Source organism: Acidovorax sp. 100 (assembly GCF_003688355.1).
In the GTDB taxonomy this organism is placed as follows: Bacteria; Pseudomonadota; Gammaproteobacteria; order Burkholderiales; family Burkholderiaceae_C; genus Acidovorax; species Acidovorax delafieldii.
Genome location: NZ_REFD01000001.1, coordinates 3,925,741 through 3,947,609 on the forward strand (window position 1 = coordinate 3,925,741; position 21,869 = coordinate 3,947,609).

The following is a 21,869-nucleotide window of genomic DNA, read 5'->3' on the forward strand; positions in this document are numbered from 1 at the left end:
TTTGAAGGGTTGGCCCGGCGCGATAGCGCCACCATCAGACCGCCGAGCCCGCGCACCCTAAGCGCCAGGGCTGCCGAGCAAGGGCCGCCCCGCAGCGAGGGCTGCGTCCCTCTTCCCGATTCGCGCAGCGAATCGAGAGAAGGGGGAAGCGGCGCAGCCGCTCAGGGGGATGCCCCCTGCTACCCCACCCACTTGCGCGCGTTGCGCCAGATGCGCATCCAGCCGCTGTACTGCGCCTTGTCTTCGCTGGTCCAGCTCATCTGCACGTTGCGGAACACGCGCTCGGGGTGCGGCATCATGGCCGTGAAGCGGCCGTCGGCCGTGGTCACTGCCGTCAAGCCACCCGCGCTGCCGTTGGGGTTGAACGGGTACTGCTCCGTCGCGCGGCCGTGGTTGTCCACGTAGCGCATCGCAGCAATGGCCTTGTCGGCGTTGCCCCGGTACTTGAAGTTGGCATAGCCCTCGCCGTGCGCCACCGCAATCGGCAGGCGGCTGCCTGCCATGCCTTGCAGGAACAGGCTGGGTGATTCCAGCACTTCCACCAGCGACAGGCGGGCCTCGAAGCGCTCGCTCTGGTTGGTGGTAAAGCGTGGCCAGTCTTGTGCACCGGGGATGATGTCCGCCAGCTCAGCAAACATCTGGCAGCCGTTGCAAACGCCCAGGCCGAACGTGTCGGTGCGACCGAAGAAGCCCTGGAACTGTGCGGCCAGCACCGGGTTGAAGGTGATGGACCGCGCCCAGCCAATGCCAGCGCCCAGCGTGTCGCCATAGCTGAAGCCGCCGCAGGCCACCACGCCCTTGAAGTCTTCGAGTTGGACGCGGCCGGTCTGCAGGTCGGTCATGTGCACGTCGTAGGCCTCGAAGCCCGCCTCGGTGAAGGCGTAGGCCATCTCGATGTGCGAGTTCACGCCCTGCTCGCGCAGGATGGCGACCTTGGGTTTGGCCAGGTTGAGGTACGGCGCGGCCACGTTGTTGGCCGCGTCGAACGTCAGGTGCACGTGCAGGCCCGGGTCGGTGGGCTCGCCCGCTGCAGCGTGCTCGGCATCGGCGTTGGCGGGGTTGTCGCGCTGCTGGCAGATCTTCCAGCTCACCGCATCCCACACCTGGTGCAGGTCGGCCAGCGAGGCGCTGAACACGGCCTTGGCATCTCGCCAGACCTGGAGTTCGCCCTTGCCTGCGTCGATTTCGGACGACACTGGGCGCGTCTTGCCCACGAAGTGGCTGAATTTGGACAGGCCATTCTCGCGCAGCACCTGCATCACATCGTTGCGCTCGGCGGTGCGCACTTGCAGCAGCACACCCAGCTCTTCGTTGAACAGCGCCTTGAGCGTCAGTTCTTCACGGCGGGCACTGACCTGCTGCGCCCAGTTCTTGGCGTCACCGGTTTCCATGCGGCTGTCGCTGATGCCGTCGCCTTCAGTCACCAGCATGTCCACGTTGAGCGCCACGCCCACATGGCCTGCAAAGGCCATTTCGGCTGCTGCGGCCAGCAGGCCACCATCGCTGCGGTCGTGGTATGCCAGGATCTGGCCCTTGGCGCGCAGTGCGTTCACGGCGTTGACCAAGTTGACCAGGTCTTTGGGGTCGTCCACATCGGGCACCACGTCGCCGCTTTGCTCCAGCGTCTGGCCCAGGATGCTGCCGCCCATGCGGTTCTGACCCTTGCCAAGGTCGATCAGCACCAGCGTGGTATCGGCCTCGGTGGCGTTGAGCTGGGGAGTGAGCGTACCGCGCACGTCGGACAGCGAAGCAAAGGCGCTCACGATCAGGCTGACGGGCGAGGTGACTTTCTTCTTGTCGGAACCTTCATTCCACTGCGTGCGCATGGACAGACTGTCCTTGCCCACGGGAATGGACACGCCCAGCGCGGGGCACAGTTCCATGCCCACGGCCTTCACGGTTTCGTAGAGCGCAGCGTCTTCGCCGGGCTCACCGCAGGCGGCCATCCAGTTGGCCGACAGCTTCACGCGCGGCAGCTCAATGGGCGCGGCCAGCAAGTTGGTAATAGCCTCGGCCACGGCCATGCGACCCGAGGCGGGCGCGTTGATGGCGGCCAGCGGCGTGCGCTCGCCCATGCTCATCGCTTCACCCGCAAAGCCCTTGTAATCGGCCAGCGTCACGGCGCAATCGGCCACGGGCACTTGCCAGGGGCCGACCATCTGGTCGCGGTGCGACAGGCCACCCACGGTGCGGTCGCCAATGGTGATGAGGAAGCGCTTGGAGGCGACCGTGGGATGGGCCAGCACATCGATCACGGCCTTTTGCAGCGGCACGCCGGTCAAGTCCATCGGTGCAAATTCGCGCACCACGGTCTTCACGTCGCGATGCATCTTGGGCGGCTTGCCCAGCAGCACGTTCATGGGCATGTCCACGGGGAGCTTCTGGTCGTCGGCCGTGGCAGCGGGGTCGTGCAACACCAGCTGGCGCTCTTCGGTGGCTGTGCCGATCACCGCAAACGGGCAGCGCTCGCGTTCGCAGAAGGCTTTGAACTGCTCCAGCGATTCGGGCGCAATCGCCAGCACGTAGCGTTCTTGCGACTCGTTGCTCCAGATTTCCTTCGGGCTCATGCCGGACTCTTCGAGCTGCACGGCACGGAGGTCAAAGCGCGCGCCGCGGCCAGCATCATTGGTCAGCTCGGGGAAGGCGTTGGACAAACCGCCCGCGCCCACGTCGTGGATGGCCAGGATGGGGTTGTTCGTGCCCTGTGCCCAGCAGTGGTTGATGACCTCTTGTGCACGGCGCTCGATCTCAGGGTTGCCGCGCTGCACCGAGTCAAAGTCCAGCTCGGCCGCATTGGTGCCGGTGGCCATGGAGCTCGCCGCGCTGCCGCCCATGCCGATGCGCATGCCGGGGCCGCCCAGCTGGATCAGCAGCGAGCCTGCAGGGAATTCGATCTTTTTCGTCAGCTCTGCATCGATCACGCCCACGCCGCCCGCGATCATGATGGGCTTGTGGTAGCCACGCTGCACGCCGCCGACGTTCTGCTCGTACTCGCGGAAGTAGCCGTTCAGGTTGGGACGGCCGAATTCGTTGTTGAACGCCGCGCCGCCCAAGGGGCCTTCGACCATGATCTGCAGCGGGCTGGCAATGTGCTCAGGCTTGCCCACGGTGCTGCCCCAGAGCTTGGACACGGTGAAACCCGTGAGGCCCGCCTTGGGCTTGGAGCCACGGCCCGTGGCGCCTTCGTCGCGGATCTCGCCGCCCGCGCCGGTCGATGCGCCTGGGAAGGGCGAGATGGCCGTGGGGTGGTTGTGCGTTTCCACCTTCATCAGCACATGCTGGGTAACGCTACTTTTTTGATAGCTATTGGCGCTTGATTCACTGGCACTTGCGGCCATTTTTGCCACAAAACGCTCCACCTGATGGCCTTCCATGACCGAGGCGTTGTCTGAATACGCGATCACCGTGTGCTGAGGCGCCAACTGGTGCGTGTTGCGGATCATGCCGAACAGGCTCTTGCTCTGCGCCACGCCGTCAATGGTGAACTCGGCGTTGAAGATCTTGTGGCGGCAGTGTTCGCTGTTGGCCTGCGCGAACATCATCAGTTCCACGTCGGTGGGGTTGCGCTTCAGGCCCGTGAAGGCGGTCACGAGGTAGTCGATTTCATCGTCGGCGAGGGCCAGGCCGAAGCGGGTGTTGGCCGCTTCGAGTGCCGCGCGACCACCGGCCAGCACATCCACATGCTCCATGGGGGCGGGCTGCAGTTCGGTGAACAGGGCGGCTGCGGCGCTGCGGTCGGCCACCACCGATTCGGTCATGCGGTCGTGCAGCAGGGCCGCGATCTGGCCCAGTTGCTCGGCCGTCAGCTCGGGTGTCTTGCCCAGCAGGCCGGATTTCAGGCTGATGCGGTACTCGGTGATGCGCTCAACACGGCGGATGGCGATGCCGCAGTTGCGCGCAATGTCGGTGGCCTTGGAGGCCCAGGGCGACAGCGTTCCCAGGCGGGGCGTGACGATGAGCGCGGCGCCGTCTTCAGGGCCCGCGTAGGGGTCGCCGTAGGTCAGCAGCGCGGCCAGGCGTTCTTGTTCTGCAGGAGTGGGGGCCGCATCGGTGGCGACCAGGTGCACGAAACGCGCTGCAATGCCACTGATCTTGGGGTGGATCGCCTCCAGGGCGGGTTGAAGTTGCTGGGCGCGGAAGGAGCTGAGGGCGTTGCCGCCCGCCAGCGTGGTCATGTGCAAGGTCACGGTAGCGGCCTGTTGGGGGGTGTCAGGGGTAGAGGGTGGCTCCGGGCGCCAGCGTGCAACCAGCACCGGAGCCCTCCATTTTACCGGGCATGGCCGGGCCGCCTGCGCAGCCGGGGGGCCAATGGGATAATTGCGGCATGAGCATCACCATCAAAAGCGCCGAGGACATCGAGGGCATGCGCCTGGCCTGCCGTCTGGCCTCCGAAGTGCTGGACTACATCACACCGCACATCAAGCCCGGCATCACCACCAAAGAAATCGATCGCCTGGGCGCCGAATGCATGGCCCAGCAGGGCACCATCTCGGCCACCGTGGGCTACCAGCCACCGGGCTACCCGCCCTACCCGGCTTCACTGTGCACCTCGGTCAACCATGTGGTGTGCCACGGCATCCCCAACGACAAGCCGCTCAAGAAGGGCGACATTGTCAATGTGGACGTGACCGTGATCACCAAGGACGGCTGGTACGGTGACAACAGCCGCATGTTCCTGATCGGCGAATGCTCGATCGCTGCCAAGCGCCTGTCAGCGCTGACGTTTGAAGCGATGTGGCATGGCATCGTGCAGGTCAAGCCTGGCGCGCGGCTGGGTGATATCGGCCACGCGATCCAGAAGTTTGCCGAAGGGCACGGCTTCTCGGTGGTGCGCGAGTTCTGCGGCCACGGCATTGGCCAAAAGTTCCACGAAGAACCCCAGGTGCTGCACTATGGCAAGCCCGGCACGCTCGAAGAACTGGTACCCGGCATGGTGTTCACCATCGAGCCCATGATCAATGCCGGCCGCCGCGAAGTGAAGGAATTTGGCAACGACGGCTGGACCATCGTGACCAAGGACCACAGCCTGTCGGCCCAGTGGGAGCACACGGTACTGGTCACGCCCACGGGGTACGAGGTGATGACGTTGTCAGCGGGTTCGCCCCCGTTGCCGTCCTTTGTGACAGCCACCAAGACCTGAGGCGAGCGCCGGGCCACCGGTTCCCGCGCAAAAAGGCAGCCGCTTGCACAACTCTTGCATGGCTTTTTCATGGCCTCCCACGATACTTACCGACCATGACTGAACTCCATGCCCTGCGCGACGCCTACCGCAGCGACAAGGCCGCGCTGCTGGCGGCCATGCAATCCACCGGCGCATCGACACGCGGCATCCGTGTGCTGCTGCGCAAGCTGTCGTCGCTGGCGGGCAACCTGCTGCAGACCCTATGGCAGCGTGCTGAGCTGCCCGACGATATGGCCCTGGTGGCCGTCGGTGGATTTGGGCGCGACCAGTTGTTCCCCTATTCCGATGTCGATGTCCTGCTGCTGCTGCCCGACGGCACGGCGCCCGAGGCCGGCAGTGCCTTGCGCACGAAGCTGGAAGGCTTCATCGGCAGCTGCTGGGACACGGGCCTGGAGATCGGATCGAGCGTGCGCACGGTGGCCGAATGCCTTGCCGAAAGCGCGGGCGATGTCACCGTGCAGACCTCGCTGCTCGAATCGCGGCTGGTGTGCGGCAGCGCCGCGCTGTTTGCAGAATTCCAGCGCCAGTACCGCGCGCAGATGAACCCCCAGGCGTTTCTGGTCGCCAAGACCCTGGAGATGCGCCAGCGCCACACCAAGTACGAGAACACGCCCTATTCGCTGGAGCCCAACTGCAAGGAGTCGCCCGGCGGGCTGCGGGACCTGCAGATGATCCTGTGGGTGTCGCAGGCTGCCGGGCTGGGCAGCAACTGGAAGGAACTGGCCACCAGTGGCCTGGCCACGGCCTTTGAAGTGCGCCAGATCGAGCGCAACGAGGCACTGCTGTGCCTGATTCGCGCCCGTCTGCATGCGGCTGCCGGGCGGCACGAAGACCGGCTGGTGTTCGACTTGCAGACTGCCGTGGCCGAGTCGTTCGGCTACCGCTCGCAAGCACCCGATGGTTCGCGCCTGCCCATGCGGGCCAGCGAAAGTCTGATGCGGCGGTACTACTGGGCAGCGAAGGCCGTGTCGCAACTCAGCCAGATCCTGCTGCTCAACATCGAAGAGCGCCTGAACCCATCGACCCACGAGCCGCGTCCGATCAACGAACGGTTCTTTGAGAAGGCGGGGCTTATCGAGGTGGCCAGCGACGACCTTTACACCCGCGACCCGCACGCGATCCTGGAGACCTTCCTGCTCTACCAGACCACGGTCGGACTCAAGGACCTGTCGGCGCGCACATTGCGCGCGCTGTACAACGCACGCGGCGTGATGGACAGCGCCTTCCGTCGAGACCCGGTCAACCGCGATGCCTTCATGCGCATCCTGCAGCAGCCCTCGGGCATCACGCACGCCATGCGGCTGATGAACCAGACCTCGGTGCTGGGGCGCTACCTGTGGCCGTTCCGTCGCATCGTGGGGCAGATGCAGCATGACCTGTTCCACGTCTACACGGTGGACCAGCACATCCTTATGGTGCTGCGCAACGTACGCCGGTTCTTCATGGCGGAGCATGCACACGAATACCCCTTTTGCTCGCAGCTGGCGGGCGGCTGGGACAAGCCCTGGATTTTGTATGTGGCGGCGCTTTTCCATGACATTGGCAAGGGACGCGGTGGCGACCACTCGCAAATCGGCGCAGAAGAAGTACGGCGCTTTTGCCGCCAGCACGGCGTGGACCGCGAAGATGGCCGGCTCATCGAGTTTCTGGTGCGTGAGCACCTGACCATGAGCACCGTGGCGCAAAAGCAGGACCTGAGCGACCCCGATGTGATTGCTGCCTTTGCACGCCGCGTGGGCAATGAACGCAACCTCACGGCCATGTACCTGCTCACGGTGGCGGACATCCGTGGCACCAGCCCCAAGGTCTGGAATGCCTGGAAAGGCAAGCTGCTGGAAGACTTGTACCGCGCCACGCTGCGCACCCTGGGTGGCCGCGCACCCGACGCAGCCGCCGAGATCGAGGCTCGCAAGCGCGAGGCGCTGGTGCTGCTGGCGCTCAACGCCTTGCCCTTTGAAGCGCACAAGGCGCTGTGGGCCACGCTGGATGTGAGCTATTTCATGCGCCACGACGCTGCCGACATTGCCTGGCACACACGCCACCTGTCGCGCCATGTGGGCACGGCCAAGCCGGTGGTGCGCGCCCGCCAGTCGCTGGCGGGTGATGGGCTGCAGGTGATGGTCTACGCCGCCGACCAGGCCGACCTGTTTGCACGCATCTGCGGCTACTTCGACCGTGTGGGTTTCAGCATCCTCGATGCGCGGGTGCACACCGCCAACAACGGTTATGCGCTGGACACCTTTCAGGTCGTGGCCTCTTCGGCATCGGAGCAGCCAGGGCACTACCGCGAGCTGACCCACATGGTCGAGAGCGACCTGATGCGCGTGATCGAGGAAGGCGGCCCTTTGCCAGAACCCACCCGCAAGCGGGTGTCACGCCGGGTCAAGAGCTTTCCGGTAGCGCCCCGGGTGACCTTGCGCCCCGACGAAAAGGCGCAGCGCTGGCTGCTGGCGATCTCGGCCAGCGACCGTGCCGGTCTGCTCTATCTCGTGGCACGCATCCTGGCGCAGCACCACCTGAGCGTGCAACTGGCCAAGGTCAGTACCCTGGGCGAGCGGGTGGAAGACACCTTTCTCATCCAGGGCCCAGAGCTGCAAAACAACGCCCGCCAGATCCAGATCGAGACCGAGCTGCTGCAGGAACTGTCGTCCTGACCGCGCAGGGATAGGCCCAGGAGAGGATCTCTATCAGTCGTCTTCGGTGGCACTGATCTCCGGGAACAGCACCTCGGTAAACCCGAACTGCGTGAAATCACGCACCCGCATGGGATACAGCTTGCCGATCAGGTGGTCGCATTCGTGCTGTACGACGCGCGCATGGAAGCCATCTACCGTGCGGTCAATGGGGTCGCCGTACAGATCGAAGCCTGTGTAGCGGATGCGCCACCAGCGGGGCACCTTGCCGCGCAAGCCCGGTACGGAGAGGCAGCCCTCCCAGTCTTCCTCTTCTTCCACCCCCAGGGGCGTGATCACCGGGTTGAGCAGTACGGTGGGCGGCACAAGCGGCCGATCCGGATAGCGCGGATTGCGGTCGTTGGAACCAAAAATCACCAGTTGCAGATCCACCCCAATCTGCGGCGCGGCAAGGCCGGCTCCATTCACGGAGGCCATGGTCTCGAACATATCCCGCACCAGCTGATGCAACTCGTCAGTGTCGAACGCAGTGACAGGTTGCGCCACGCGCAGCAGGCGGGGGTCGCCCATTTTCAAAATAGTGTGGATGGTCATGAAATATGAGACAGGCTTGGAGACAAGGCACAGACTGCCAAATTGGCAGCAGGATGCCCAGCATATCGCGCCATACGGCTTCAGGTTGGCGCGTGGGTTTGCGAACCGATGCAGTCAGTTTTGTGGATTCGGCACAATTTTTGTGTATATAATCTAAGTCTTGTTCCTCGATAGCTCAGTCGGTAGAGCGCCGGACTGTTAATCCGTAGGTCCCTGGTTCGAGCCCAGGTCGAGGAGCCAAGAATTTGCAGGCCCTGCATGAAAAAAGCGGGGCCTTTTAATTAGTCAGTTGATAGATACCGATCATTCCTCGATAGCTCAGTCGGTAGAGCGCCGGACTGTTAATCCGTAGGTCCCTGGTTCGAGCCCAGGTCGAGGAGCCAATCTGAAAAAGCCCCACACTTTGTGAGTGTGGGGCTTTTTTGTTGGCCGCCCCCACCACGCAGCGTGCCAGTGCGTGCCAGACAATAGTGCCTTTGCGACACACACCCGCATGCCCCCGCAACTACCCTGGCTCGAACCTGACGACCCCCTTCCCGCCCCGACCCTTGCGTGGGGAGAGGGCGACCCTGCGCCGGGACTGCTGGCCGCAGGTGGTGCACTGGATGTGGACAGCCTCCGTGCCGCGTATGCGCAGGGTACCTTTCCCTGGTATGGCCCTGGGCAACCCATCCTGTGGTGGGCACCCGATCCGCGCATGGTGCTGCCAGTGTCGGAATTTCGGCTGCATCGATCACTGAACAAACGGCTGCAGGCGTTTCGCAGACAGGCGCATTGCGAAATACGCGTCGATAGCGCATTCCACGACGTCATCACGGCTTGTGCCACCAAGGAACGCGAGGGCCAGGCTGGAACCTGGATCGTGCCGGAGATGGTGAACGCCTACACTGATTTACACCGAGCAGGCCATGCCCACAGCGTGGAAACCTGGGTGGACGACCAGCTCATAGGGGGCCTGTACTGCGTGGCACTGGGTCGTGCGGTGTTCGGAGAATCCATGTTTGCCCATGCGACCGACGCCTCCAAGATCGCTCTTGCAGCCTTGGTCTGCCTGTGCCGCCGCCATGGCATCACCTTGATTGACTGCCAGCAGAATACGCGGCACCTGACCTCCCTGGGCGGCCGGGAAATACCCCGCGCCGATTTCCTGGTACATGTGGACAAAGCGCGACAACAGCCTGCCATCCCCTGGAGATTTGAGCCCGTATACTGGAACGAGCTGCTGCCAACCAAGATCGATCCGGCATGACGCAACTCAATGACCTTCCACTGCAGACCCTGCAGTTTTACGCCACAGCCCCCTACCCCTGCAGTTACCTGCCGGACCGTCAGGCACGATCGCAGGTCGCCACCCCCAGCCATCTGATCCAGAGCGATCTCTATTCCGACCTCGTAACCAAAGGGTTTCGCCGCAGTGGCATGTTCACCTACCGCCCCTATTGCGACGGATGCCAGGCGTGTACACCGCTGCGGGTCCTGGTCAACGAATTCAAGCCTGATCGCAGCCAAAGACGCGCGGCAACACGCCACGGCAAACTGCAGGCCCGGGTGCTACGGCTGTGTTTTGTGTCCGAACATTACCAGCTGTACCTGCGCTACCAGAACGGCCGCCATGCAGGCGGTGGCATGGACCATGACAGCATCGACCAGTACACACAGTTTCTGCTGCAAAGCAGGGTGAACTCAAGACTGGTGGAGTTCCGCGAGACAGACGCATCAGGCGAACCCGGTGCGCTCAAGATGGTCTCCATTCTTGACGTGCTCGATGACGGCCTGTCTGCCGTGTATACGTTTTACGAACCCGAGCCCCATTGCAGCTACGGCACCTACAACGTCATGTGGCAAATTGCGCAAGCCCATGCACTAGGCCTCCCCCATGTCTACCTGGGGTACTGGATAGAAACCAGCCCCAAGATGAACTACAAGGCACGCTTTGTGCCCCATGAAATCCGTACCGATGGGCTATGGCACCGGGTAGCAGACACCGGCCACGCGAGCACCTGAATACGCGTTAACATTTCACAAGATAAAATGTAGCGGCCTTCGCACCATAGCCGCTCATGAAAAAAACCGATTCCAGCATCCCTCTCAAACCCAGCGTTCAGGTGCTTGAGCGCATGTTCACTCTGATCGATGTTCTGGCTTCTCGTGAAGAGGCGATTTCCCTCAAGGAAATCAGCGAAAAGACAGGGCTGCACCCCTCTACGACTCACCGCATCCTGAACGACCTGACCATCGGACGGTTTGTGGACCGCCCCGAATCGGGCAGCTACCGGCTGGGCATGCGACTGCTGGAGCTGGGCAACCTGGTGAAGGCACGCCTGAGCGTTCGTGATGCGGCGCTGACCCCCATGCGCAGTCTGCACAAGCTGATCCAGCAGCCCGTGAACCTGAGCATGCGCCAGGGCGATGAGATTGTGTATGTGGAGCGCGCCTACAGTGAGCGGTCGGGTATGCAGGTGGTGCGAGCCATTGGCGGCAGGGCACCACTGCACCTGACCTCTACAGGAAAGCTCTTCCTCGCACTGGATGACCCCCAGCGCGTTCGTGCCTACGCCACCCGCACCGGTCTTGCAGGTCACACCCGCAACAGCATCACCCAGCTGCCCGTGCTGGAGCGAGAACTGGCAAAGGCCCGGCAATACGGCATTGCCCGCGATAACGAAGAGCTTGAGTTGGGCGTGCGCTGTATGGCAGCCGGTGTGTATGACGACCAGGGAAAACTGGTAGCAGGCCTGTCCATTTCTGCCCCCGCTGACAGACTGGATGAAGGCTGGCTGCCCAAGCTGCAAGCAACGGCGAACGAAATTTCACTGGCCCTGGGCCATACGCCAAGTACCGACGCCAGTCATAACCCAATCACCAACCAACGCACCGAATTGCGCTGATATTCTGCATCCACACCCCATTTGCCAATGGCGCCATGGGGGGGGGCCGCAGTGGCGTATTGAGGCATCGAGGCAGGCGCTGCACGGTGTGGGAGGGACACGCGCAGCAGGCCTCCGGCATGGTCTTGCCAGCTCATCGCATCCCAACCCATTCAAGACAAGAGATACCCGCTGACCCGATTTACCCAAGACCGTTTGCAAGGCCGGGCTCGCACTACAAAAGAAAACGCCTGACAGGACCAGCCTGTCAGGCGCATGTGGGGAGATGTCTGCCTATCAGCCGTTGTTGCTCCGTACCGCCTGTAAAGGTGCGGCCAGCGAAGGATTCGACTCCACCCAGCGGCGCACCCGCTCGGCATCGCCCAGTCGACTGAATTTACCTGCAGAGTCCAGGAACACCATGATCAATTTGCGTCCCGCCACCTGGGCTTGCATCACCAAGCAACGCCCTGCCTCGGAGATATAACCGGTCTTCTGCAGACCGATGTCCCAGGTAGGATTTTTCACGAGACCGTTGGTGTTGTTGTACTGAAGCGTCTTATGCCCCACCGCCACTTCATAGCCGGGGGAAGTGGACAGCTCGCGCAACAAAGGATCTCCATGCGCCACACCCACCAGCGTTGCAAGATCGCGGGCACTGGACTGGTTACGGCTGGACAGACCCGTGGGCTCCACATAGTGGGTATCGTTCATGCCCAGCGACTTGGCCTTGGCGTTCATTTGCGTCACAAAGACCTCCAACCCACCCGGGTAAGTACGACCCAGTGCATGGGCTGCCCGGTTCTCGCTGGACATCAGCGCCAAGTGCAGCATCTCGCCACGCGTTAGCGTGGTACCCACGGTCAGACGCGACCGGCTCCCCTTTTCGGTATCTACATCGTCCTGCGTGATGGTGACAGGTTCGTCCATGGGCAACTTGGCCTGCGAAATGAGCATGCCCGTCATGAGCTTGGTCAGCGAGGCGATGGGAAGCACAGCCTGATCGTTCTTGCGGAGCAACACCTCATGGGTGTCTTGGTCCACCACCAGCGCTACGCTGGACTTGAGGTCCAGCGGATCATTGACCTCGTGCAAGCCCGCCATCTGGCCGAAAGAGGGCTTGGCTGGAACAAACGCCACCTTGGTAGGTGCTTTGGCAGTCCGGGCAGCGACGCGCGTGGGCTTGATGCTGGCGGCCACCTTGCGTGTTACCACGGCACGCTTGGCGTTGCTTGCGCTGACCTGCTGTTTTTTGACCCCTGGCTTTTTGACATCTGCCGCATGCACAGAGGGCGAAATGAGGGCAGCGCTCACGAGCGCGAAACCCATCCACTGGAAAAATCGATTCACTGCAGCGTTGCGGCGATGGTGCATCAAAGTGCTCCAAACGGTAAGAATTATTGAGCAGTGTACAGAATCAAAAAAAGTCGCGCAAGATCAATACCTTGCGCGACTTTCCGAGAAAGTGAGTGAATTATAAATTGATCACTCAGCCTTGTGCGGCCACCCGATCGGCTTTACTTTGTAACTTGTTCAAAGCGCTAAGGTAGGCCTTCGCCGACGCCACGACGATGTCTGGGTCCGCGCCCACCCCATTCACCACACGCCCGCTGTTCTGCAACCGCACCGTGACCTCGCCCTGGCTCTCGGTAGAGCCACTGATGGCATTGACGGAATACAACACCATTTCGGCGCCACTCTTCACATGCGATTCGATGGCCTTGAGCGAGGCGTCGACAGGACCGTTGCCCTCGGCCTCGCCGCGCACTTCATGCCCATCCACAGTGAACACAATACGTGCACGGGGCTGCTCACCGGTTTCGCTTTGCTGGAACAACGATACGAACCCGTACTGCTCTTTTTCAGCAGTCACGCTCTCGTCGCTCACCAGTGCCAAGATATCTTCGTCAAAGATCTCGCTCTTGCGATCGGCCAATTCCTTGAAGCGCGTGAAAGCGGTGTTGACTTCGGTTTCGCTGTCCAGGCTGACACCCAGTTCCTGCAGGCGCTGCTTGAAGGCGTTACGACCACTGAGCTTACCCAGCACGATCTTGTTGGCGCTCCAGCCCACATCTTCCGCCCGCATGATCTCGTAGGTATCGCGTGCCTTGAGCACGCCATCCTGGTGGATACCGCTGGCATGAGCAAATGCGTTGGCACCCACCACGGCCTTGTTGGGCTGCACCACAAAACCAGTGGTCTGGCTGACCATGCGGCTGGCTGCGACTATGTGCTGGGTATCAATCCCCAGTTCAAGGCCAAAGTAGTCACGGCGGGTCTTGACTGCCATCACCACCTCTTCGAGGGAGCAGTTACCGGCGCGCTCACCCAGACCGTTGATGGTGCATTCGACCTGCCGCGCACCGCCAATCTTCACACCGGCGAGCGAGTTGGCCACCGCCATGCCCAGATCATTGTGGCAATGCACCGACCAGATCGCCTTGTCGCTATTGGGGATGCGCTCGCGCAGTGTCTTGATGAAGTTGCCGTACAACTCCGGAACGGCATAGCCCACGGTATCGGGCACGTTGATGGTGGTGGCACCTTCTGCAATCACGGCTTCCAGCACGCGGCACAAAAAATCGGGGTCGCTGCGGTAGCCGTCCTCAGGGCTGAACTCAATGTCACCCACCAGGTTGCGGGCGAAACGGACCGACTGTTTGGCCTGCTCCAGCACCTGGTCAGGCGTCATCCGCAGCTTTTTCTCCATGTGCAGCGCCGAAGTGGCAATGAAGGTGTGAATACGGGCACTCGCCGCACCCTTGAGGGCCTCGGCAGCGCGTGAAATATCACGATCATTGGCCCGAGACAGGGAACAGATGGTGGACTCCTTGATGGCGTTGGCAATCGCCTGCACGGCTTCAAAGTCGCCATTGGAGCTGGCTGCAAAACCGGCCTCGATCACATCCACCTTCAGACGCTCGAGCTGGCGGGCAATGCGCAGCTTCTCGTCCTTGGTCATCGAGGCGCCGGGAGACTGCTCCCCATCGCGCAAGGTGGTATCGAAAATGATCAGTTTGTCAGCCATGTTGTTCTCCTGGTATCAGTGGGTGGGGCCCCGCAACGTAGAAATCTGGCGCCCAAAACAAAAGGCCCGTCGCAGGTGCAAACGGGCCTTTGTGGAAAAGTGTGCGCGTGCGCCTACTGTCTCCGCCCGTGGGGAGGTAGCAGTAGCGCCAAAGCAAACAAATTCATATGGCGCAATGTAGCACAACTGGCCGGATATCACGGCCATCACTTGTGCAGACCGCGCTCGTCGGGTTCGTCGGTAGAGGTGCTGATCACGCTGCTGTGCTGCCCTTTGGCCTTGCGCCAGGCGTACACGCCATAACCACTCAGGCCATAGAACACGAACACACCAAACAGCACGATAGGGGGGTGAATGTTGATGACAGCGATGCCCAGCGCGATGAGCACGATGGCAGCAAAAGGCACGCTCTTTTTCATCTGCACATCCTTGAAGCTGTAGAACGGCACATTGGTCACCATGGTGAGCCCTGCATACAGCGTGAAGGAGAACATGATCCAGGTCACCTGGCTCCATGTCAGCCAGTGATCTTCGCCGGGACGCACGCCCAGCTCGGTCATCAACCAGATAAACCCTGCCACCAAGGCCGCAGCGGCTGGCGAAGGCAGCCCCTGGAAATAGCGCTTGTCCACAACGCCCGTATTCACGTTAAAGCGCGCCAGGCGAAGCGCCGCACAGGCGCAGTACACAAACGCAGCAATCCAGCCCCAGCGGCCCAGACCCTGCAGGGACCACTCATAGGCAATCAGGGCAGGCGCAGCACCAAAGGACACCATGTCGGACAACGAGTCCATCTGCTCGCCAAACGCACTCTGGGTATTGGTCATGCGGGCCACGCGCCCGTCCAGGCTGTCGAGCACCATGGCGCAGAAGACGCCCACCGCCGCTTGATCAAAACGGCCATTCATGGCCATGACGATGGAGTAAAAGCCCCCAAACAGGGCCGCCAGCGTGAACAGATTGGGCAGGATGTAGATGCCTTTGCGCCTTTTGCGCACCATCACACCGGGGTTCTCGGTGGACTCATTGCCGTCATGCATCAAACAGACCTCCAGCGCTTGCAAGTATTGCACAAGCAGCTATTAAATTTATAGTATTGAACCATTTCCCGCAGGAATACCGACTGCCAAGCGCGCAAAAGGCGAAGGCCGCAGTGTAGCGCCTGCCCACCATGCCGCCCGCCAATGAAAAAGGCCACCGAAGTGGCCTTTTGACGCTTCAGAAACGAAACATCAGTTGCGGGTCTGGTCGACCAGCTTGTTCTTGGCGATCCAGGGCATCATGGCGCGCAGCTGGCCGCCCACCTTTTCGATGCTGTGGTCGGCCGTGTTGCGGCGGCGGGCCGTCATCGATGGGTAGTTCAGGCGGCCTTCCTGGATGAACATCTTGGCGTAGTCACCGTTCTGGATGCGCTTGAGGGCATTGCGCATGGCAGCGCGCGACTGCTCATTGATCACTTCAGGGCCGGTCACATACTCGCCGTATTCGGCGTTGTTCGAGATCGAGTAGTTCATGTTGGCAATACCGCCTTCGTAGATCAGGTCCACGATGAGCTTGAGCTCGTGCAGGCATTCGAAGTAGGCCATTTCGGGCGCGTAGCCGGCTTCGACCAGGGTTTCGTAACCCATCTTGATCAGCTCGACGGCACCGCCACACAGCACGGCTTGTTCGCCGAACAGGTCGGTTTCGGTTTCTTCCTTGAAGTTGGTCTCGATGATGCCGGCCTTGCCACCGCCGTTGGCTGCTGCGTAGCTCAGGGCAAGGTCACGGGCCTTGCCGGACTTGTCTTGGTGCACGGCCACCAGGTGAGGCACGCCGCCGCCTTGGGTGTAAGTGTTGCGCACAGTGTGGCCTGGGGCCTTGGGGGCGACCATCCACACGTCCAGGTCAGCACGGGGCACGACTTGGTTGTAGTGCACGTTGAAACCGTGGGCAAAGGCCAGCGAAGCGCCTTGCTTGATGTTGGGTTCGACGTTGTTCTTGTACACGGCTGCGATGTCTTCATCGGGCAGCAGGATCATGACCACGTCAGCGGCCTTCACGGCGTCGTTGACTTCCAGCACATTCAGGCCGGCCTTGCCAACCTTGTCCCACGAGGCACCGCCCTTGCGCAGGCCGACCACCACCTTCACGCCGCTGTCGTTCAGGTTTTGTGCGTGGGCATGGCCCTGCGAGCCGTAGCCGATGATGGCCACGGTCTTGCCCTTGATCAGGCTCAGGTCGGTGTCTTTGTCGTAGAAAACTTTCATGGGTCGCTCCGGTTGAAATGCGTTGTTGGGGGGATTGAAATGGGAAAAACGGGGTGAATTGTCTTACACACGCAAAATGCGCTCGCCCCGGCCGATGCCGCTGGCGCCCGTGCGCACGGTTTCCAGGATGGCCGTGCGGTCGATGGCTTGCAGGAACGCGTCGTTCTTGGACTGGTCGCCCGTCAGCTCGATGGTGTAGCTCTTCTCGGTCACGTCGATGATGCGGCCACGGAAGATATCCGCCATGCGCTTCATCTCCTCGCGCTCTTTGCCCACCGCGCGCACCTTCACCATCATGAGCTCACGCTCGGTGTAGGCACCTTCGGTGAGGTCAACCACCTTGACCACTTCAATGAGGCGGTTCAGGTGCTTGGTGATCTGCTCGATCACGTCATCGGAGCCCGTGGTCTGGATGGTCATGCGCGACAGCGATGCATCCTCGGTGGGCGCCACGGTGAGCGACTCGATGTTGTAGCCACGGGCCGAGAACAGACCCACGACGCGGGAAAGAGCACCAGGCTCGTTTTCCAGCAAGACAGCAATGATGTGTTTCATGATGAAGAGATTCCTCTTTTTGCTGCCCTCCCCCATGCACGGTAATGCATGGGCTTGGCAGGCAATAGATTCGTCAAAAATTTAGATGCTATCTATTCGATAGCTGGTAGCGCATGAAAAACATGCGCCTGAGGCCGATTTGACTTAAAGGTCTTCCGACCCCAGCAGCATTTCGGTGATGCCCTTGCCGGCCTGCACCATCGGGAACACGTTCTCGGTGGGGTCGGTACGGAAGTCCATGAACACCGTGCGGTCCTTCAGCTTGCGGGCTTCGCGCAATGCTGGCTCCACGTCCTTGGGGTGCTCGATCAGCATCCCTACGTGGCCATAGGCCTCAGCCAGCTTCACGAAGTTGGGCAGCGCGTCCATGTAGCTGTGGCTGTACCGACCGGAGTATTCGATCTCCTGCCACTGGCGCACCATGCCCAGATAACGGTTATTCAACGAGCAGATCTTGATCGGCGTGTTGTATTGCAGGCAGGTGGACAGTTCCTGGATGTTCATCTGCACCGAGCCTTCGCCCGTAATACAAAACACTTCGGACTGTGGCTTGGCCAGCTTGATCCCCATGGCATAGGGAATGCCCACACCCATCGTGCCCAGGCCACCGGAATTGATCCAGCGGCGCGGCTCGTCGAAGCGGTAGTACTGCGCCGCCCACATCTGGTGCTGCCCCACGTCGGATGTGATGTATGTATCACCATCCTTCGTCATGTTCCACAGCGTCTCTACCACATACTGTGGCTTGATCACATCGCCGCTGCCCATGCTGTACTTCAGGCACTCGCGCTTGCGCCAGCCTTCAATAGTGTCCCACCAGGCAGCCAGGGCACCGGCGTCAGGGCGGGTGCTGCTCTCGCGGATCATGGAAATCAGCTCGGTGAGCACGTCCTTCACGTCACCGACGATCGGGATGTCGACTTTCACGCGTTTGGAGATGCTCGACGGGTCGATATCGACGTGGATGATCTTGCGGTCGTTCTGCGCGAAGTGCTTGGGGTTGCCGATCACCCGGTCGTCAAAGCGCGCACCCACTGCCAGCAGCACGTCGCAGTTCTGCATTGCGTTGTTGGCTTCGATGGTGCCGTGCATGCCCAGCATGCCCAGGAACTTGCGGTCCGATGCGGGGTAGGCTCCGAGGCCCATCAGCGTGTTGGTGACCGGGTAGCCCAGCATGTCCACCAGCGTGCGCAGCTCGTTGGTAGCGTTGCCCAACAGCACGCCGCCGCCCGTGTAAATATAAGGGCGCTTGGCCGCCAGCAGCAACTGCAGGGCCTTGCGGATCTGTCCGCCATGGCCCTTGCGCACGGGGTTGTACGAGCGCATTTCTACCGTTTGCGGGTAGCCGGTGTAAGGCACCTTCTTGAAGGAAACATCTTTGGGCACATCCACCACCACAGGGCCTGGGCGGCCGGTACGGGCAATATGGAAGGCCTTCTTCATCGTCGCGGCCAGGTCGCGCGGGTCCTTGACGAGAAAATTGTGCTTGACGATGGGGCGGGTGATACCGACCGTATCGCACTCCTGGAAGGCATCAAGCCCGATGGCGGGCGTGGGCACCTGACCAGAAATGATCACCATGGGAATCGAATCCATGTACGCGGTGGCGATGCCGGTCACGGCGTTGGTCAAGCCGGGACCCGAAGTGACCAAGGCTACGCCGACTTCACCCGTGGCGCGGGCGTAGCCGTCGGCAGCGTGCACGGCGGCCTGTTCGTGACGCACCAGCACGTGCTGGATGGTGTCTTGCTTGTAGAGCGCGTCGTATATGTACAGAACCGCGCCGCCAGGGTAGCCCCAGATGTACTGGACGTTCTCTGCCTGGAGGGCCTTGATGAGGATCTCAGAACCCATGAGGTCCTGCGAACCGGAAGCGGGAGAAGTGTTGCCCTGCGAAGCAGCAGCTGCTGAAGAGATTTCAGCCTTGGAGATTTCCATGATCGATCAACCTTTGTGAATTTCTCTGACGAAAAACCTTGGGTGCCCCTCGCACGCGCTCTTTTGAAGCCAGCTTGGAACTTGAGGCCAAGGACATGGGCGGGATGATTGCCGCGCCGGACCGTGACCCGTTTGCCTTTTGAATTGCAACCCGATTATCGCACTGCAACACTCACAAAACGCTCCGCAGCCGAAAAAAACTCCGGCGGGTGCGATAATCTGCGGTTTTACGGCGCCGTTGAGTTGCGAAACTGCAGATATCTGCGCCGATCTCCTCCCGGGCTGACCCGTCTTGGCAACCGAACAAGAACTTTCCGATTTCCTCAAAAGCGTAGAAAAGCGCGCGTTCAAGCGCTCGGTCTACCACGTTCGCAACGAGGAAGCGGCGCTCGACATCGTGCAAGACAGCATGCTCAAGTTGGCCGAGCATTACGGGGACAAACCGGCGGGCGAACTGCCCATGCTCTTCCAGCGGATTCTTTCCAACTGCACCCTGGACTGGTTTCGCCGCCAGAAGACGCGCAATGCACTGTTTTCGAGCATGAGCGACTTCGAAGGCCCAGGTGAAGATGGCACGGATTTTGATCTGCTCGAAGCGTACTCAGGGACAGAAGACGGCGACAAAGCCGAAAGCGCGGAAGACCTGACCCGCCGGGCCCAGATATTCCAGGGCATTGAAGAAGAAATTGCAGAGTTGCCACCACGTCAACGGGAAGCGTTCCTGATGCGTTATTGGGAGGAAATGGACGTCGCAGAGACGGCTGCCGCCATGGGCTGCTCCGAAGGCAGTGTCAAAACACACTGCTTTCGCGCCATACAAACCCTCAGCAAGGCACTGAAGGCCAAAGGAATCGAGCCATGAAGAACACTGTACAGACCCCACCGACCCAAGCTGAAGCTGCTGCCGAGCGCTTTGCGCTGCGCGTCACGGCGCGCCTGTCCAGCGGCACCGACGCCCTGCCCTATGACATCTCCGAGCGGCTGCGCGCCTCGCGCATGCAGGCGTTGGCCAAACGCAAAGTCACCGCGCCGGTGCATCGCACCGCCCCCGCAGCAGTGGTGGTCAACGCAGGCAGCACCGCCACACTGGGCCGTGGCGGCGAAGGCGGTGGCTGGTGGAATGCCCTGGTGTCCGCCGTGCCTCTGCTGGCGCTGGTCGTGGGACTGGTGGTCATCAACATCGCGCAGGACGAACGCAGTGCCAACGATGTGGCCGAGGTAGATGCCGCTCTGCTGACCGATGACCTGCCTCCCGCCGCTTATTCGGACCCGGGCTTCGTACAATTCCTCAAGACCTCCGCGCAGTCAAACTGACCTGCCTGACTCTGGACTGCATGCACCCAAGCCCCTCTGAAGCTCCCTCCACGCTGCCAGCCTTCGTGCTGGCATTGGCGCTTCTGGGTGCGCTTACCGCTGGTGGCTGGCAGGCGTTGGTGCAGATGCGCATGGCCCCCAGCACAGTGCTCCAGGCGGGCGCTGAGGCCGCAGTGGCCCGCCCCAATAACGCCCGCACAGACCTGTCTGCGGTGAACATGCCCCCAGCCACGGAATCAGGACCAGGCTGGGGCACGCTCACCACGGCGCAAAAACTGGCGCTGTATCCGCTGTCGGAACGCTGGGCGCTGATCAGCGAAGCCCAAAAACGCCGCTGGCTGGACTTGGCCATCAACTACCCCAGTCTTTCGGAAGAGGAACAACGCAAGTTCCATGACCGCATCACCGACTGGGCCAATCTGAGTGCCCAGCAGCGCAACCAGGCACGCTTGAACTACGCGGTCACCAAGCGCCTGGCTGGGGACGACAAACGGGCGCAGTGGGAGGCCTACCAGGCACTGTCTGACGAAGAACGCAAGGCGTTGGCCTCCAAGGCGACCCCCAATCCCCATGGGGCTGCCACGGCCCTGCGCCCTGTCTCGCCCAAAAAGCTGGCCCAGGTGCCCGCAGCAACGCAAGCCAACCCTGATCGGCCCAACGCCCCCAAGATTCCACCGGTGGTAGACCACTCGCCCCGCGTTGCGGCCCCAGTGCCTCAACCGATGGCGCCTGCGATGCCATCCGCCCCCGCATCCTCAGCGCCGGCAACCTCGACGGGTGGCGTGGAAACAGCGCCCGTGGCGATCCCCAGTGCGGTGCCTGCTGTACTTCCGCCCCTGGGCTCTGGCGGAGCCGACAGCACGGGCTCGCCCGGCGCCCCCGCGGTAACACCTGACACCTCCGGCCTGTATCCTCAGTAGGTTTCAACCTGCCCTGGCCCGACGGGCCTGACCTGGAATGTCTGTTTCTCCCTCTCCCACCACGCCCCAGCCTGCGGCCAACGCATCAAGCGGTGTCCTCACGGGCGGCCCCACGCCCAACCTGTGGCGGCGCATGGCCTGCTGGCTGTACGAAGGCATGCTGATGTTCGGCGTGGTCTTTATCGCCGGGTACCTGTTTGGCACGCTGAGCCAGACGCGCAATGCGATGGACAACCGCCATGCGCTGCAAGCCTTTCTCTTTGTGGTGTTCGGTATTTATTTCACCTGGTTCTGGGCCAAAGGCCAGACCCTCGCACAGAAAACCTGGCACATCCGCGTGGTGGGCACTGCAGGGCAACCCATCAGCCAGCCGCGCGCCTTGTTGCGGTATGTATTGAGCTGGCTATGGTTTTTGCCGCCGCTGGCGGCAATCGCACCATTTTCCCTGTCGGGGGGTGAGTCGGCCGTGATCGTGCTGGGCTGGGTGGCCATCTGGGCGCTGCTCAGCCGGTTCCACCCCACGCGGCAGTTCTGGCACGACGCGCTGGCCGGCACCCGGCTGGTGCACTACGAAATTCCCAAAAAATAA

The 21,869-nt window shown here is 61.8% G+C and carries 17 protein-coding genes and 2 tRNA genes; 11 read left to right on the forward strand and 8 right to left on the reverse strand.

Annotation, left to right across the window (positions count from 1 at the left end):
• Positions 1–179 precede the first annotated feature (179 nt).
• Entirely contained in the window at positions 180–4,187 is a 4,008-nt protein-coding gene (gene purL / locus C8C96_RS18065) for a phosphoribosylformylglycinamidine synthase (protein WP_121943200.1), read from the reverse strand.
• A 137-nt stretch (positions 4,188–4,324) separates the two neighbouring features.
• Between purL and map the strand changes: the two genes are divergently transcribed.
• Together map and C8C96_RS18075 are read left to right on the forward strand one after the other, a co-directional pair.
• Entirely contained in the window at positions 4,325–5,140 is an 816-nt protein-coding gene (gene map / locus C8C96_RS18070) for a type I methionyl aminopeptidase (RefSeq protein ID WP_056067376.1), read from the forward strand.
• A 95-nt stretch (positions 5,141–5,235) separates the two neighbouring features.
• Positions 5,236–7,836, forward strand: a complete 2,601-nt coding sequence (locus tag C8C96_RS18075; protein ID WP_121943201.1) for a [protein-PII] uridylyltransferase — start codon at positions 5,236–5,238, stop codon at positions 7,834–7,836.
• Positions 7,837–7,869: 33 nt separating this feature from the next.
• Here the strand turns inward: C8C96_RS18075 and def are convergent, their stop codons facing one another.
• Positions 7,870–8,409 (reverse strand): peptide deformylase, encoded by a 540-nt coding sequence (gene def, locus C8C96_RS18080; protein ID WP_121943202.1) that lies wholly within the window; start codon positions 8,407–8,409, stop codon positions 7,870–7,872.
• Positions 8,410–8,573: 164 nt separating this feature from the next.
• On the opposite strand from def, the gene C8C96_RS18085 reads away from it, so the two are divergent.
• From C8C96_RS18085 to C8C96_RS18105, 5 genes are all read left to right on the forward strand, one after another.
• A tRNA-Asn gene (locus tag C8C96_RS18085) sits at positions 8,574–8,649 on the forward strand.
• A gap of 67 nt (positions 8,650–8,716) precedes the next feature.
• Positions 8,717–8,792 (forward strand) — tRNA-Asn (locus C8C96_RS18090).
• Positions 8,793–8,902: 110 nt separating this feature from the next.
• Positions 8,903–9,658 (forward strand): leucyl/phenylalanyl-tRNA--protein transferase, encoded by a 756-nt coding sequence (gene aat / locus C8C96_RS18095; RefSeq protein WP_121943203.1) that lies wholly within the window; start codon positions 8,903–8,905, stop codon positions 9,656–9,658.
• Entirely contained in the window at positions 9,655–10,413 is a 759-nt protein-coding gene (locus tag C8C96_RS18100) for an arginyltransferase (protein ID WP_121943204.1), read from the forward strand. The genes aat and C8C96_RS18100 overlap by 4 nt, the downstream gene beginning before the upstream one ends.
• A 56-nt stretch (positions 10,414–10,469) precedes the next feature.
• Positions 10,470–11,297 (forward strand): IclR family transcriptional regulator, encoded by an 828-nt coding sequence (locus tag C8C96_RS18105; RefSeq protein ID WP_116749561.1) that lies wholly within the window; start codon positions 10,470–10,472, stop codon positions 11,295–11,297.
• 276 nt (positions 11,298–11,573) lie between these two features.
• Here C8C96_RS18105 and pbpG read toward each other — a convergent pair whose 3' ends face one another.
• From pbpG to C8C96_RS18135, 6 genes are all read right to left on the reverse strand, one after another.
• Positions 11,574–12,650, reverse strand: a complete 1,077-nt coding sequence (gene pbpG / locus C8C96_RS18110) for a D-alanyl-D-alanine endopeptidase (protein ID WP_121943205.1) — start codon at positions 12,648–12,650, stop codon at positions 11,574–11,576.
• A 115-nt stretch (positions 12,651–12,765) separates the two neighbouring features.
• Positions 12,766–14,304, reverse strand: coding sequence for a 2-isopropylmalate synthase (locus C8C96_RS18115; RefSeq protein ID WP_121943206.1), 1,539 nt, complete (start codon positions 14,302–14,304; stop codon positions 12,766–12,768).
• A 206-nt stretch (positions 14,305–14,510) separates the two neighbouring features.
• Complete coding sequence (gene pssA / locus C8C96_RS18120) at positions 14,511–15,344, reverse strand: CDP-diacylglycerol--serine O-phosphatidyltransferase (RefSeq protein ID WP_056067359.1); 834 nt, start codon at positions 15,342–15,344, stop codon at positions 14,511–14,513.
• 192 nt (positions 15,345–15,536) lie between these two features.
• Positions 15,537–16,553 carry a ketol-acid reductoisomerase gene (gene ilvC, locus C8C96_RS18125; RefSeq protein ID WP_056067358.1) on the reverse strand — a complete coding sequence of 339 codons (1,017 nt, stop codon included), beginning with the start codon at positions 16,551–16,553 and terminating at the stop codon, positions 15,537–15,539.
• Positions 16,554–16,616: 63 nt separating this feature from the next.
• Positions 16,617–17,108 carry an acetolactate synthase small subunit gene (gene ilvN / locus C8C96_RS18130; RefSeq protein WP_015013659.1) on the reverse strand — a complete coding sequence of 164 codons (492 nt, stop codon included), beginning with the start codon at positions 17,106–17,108 and terminating at the stop codon, positions 16,617–16,619.
• A 144-nt stretch (positions 17,109–17,252) separates the two neighbouring features.
• Complete coding sequence (locus C8C96_RS18135) at positions 17,253–19,046, reverse strand: acetolactate synthase 3 catalytic subunit (protein WP_056067357.1); 1,794 nt, start codon at positions 19,044–19,046, stop codon at positions 17,253–17,255.
• 292 nt (positions 19,047–19,338) lie between these two features.
• On the opposite strand from C8C96_RS18135, the gene C8C96_RS18140 reads away from it, so the two are divergent.
• From C8C96_RS18140 to C8C96_RS18155, 4 genes are read left to right on the forward strand one after another with little or no spacing between them, the layout of a single operon-like run.
• A complete protein-coding gene (locus C8C96_RS18140) occupies positions 19,339–19,908 on the forward strand; it encodes an RNA polymerase sigma factor (protein ID WP_056067354.1) in 570 nt (189 codons plus the stop codon).
• Positions 19,905–20,360: a DUF3619 family protein gene (locus tag C8C96_RS18145; RefSeq protein ID WP_056067352.1), complete on the forward strand. Its 456-nt coding sequence runs from the start codon at positions 19,905–19,907 to the stop codon at positions 20,358–20,360. Before C8C96_RS18140 ends, C8C96_RS18145 begins: the two co-directional genes overlap by 4 nt.
• 20 nt (positions 20,361–20,380) lie before the next feature.
• Positions 20,381–21,280: a DUF3106 domain-containing protein gene (locus C8C96_RS18150; protein ID WP_121943207.1), complete on the forward strand. Its 900-nt coding sequence runs from the start codon at positions 20,381–20,383 to the stop codon at positions 21,278–21,280.
• 37 nt (positions 21,281–21,317) lie between these two features.
• Positions 21,318–21,869, forward strand: a complete 552-nt coding sequence (locus C8C96_RS18155; protein ID WP_121943208.1) for an RDD family protein — start codon at positions 21,318–21,320, stop codon at positions 21,867–21,869.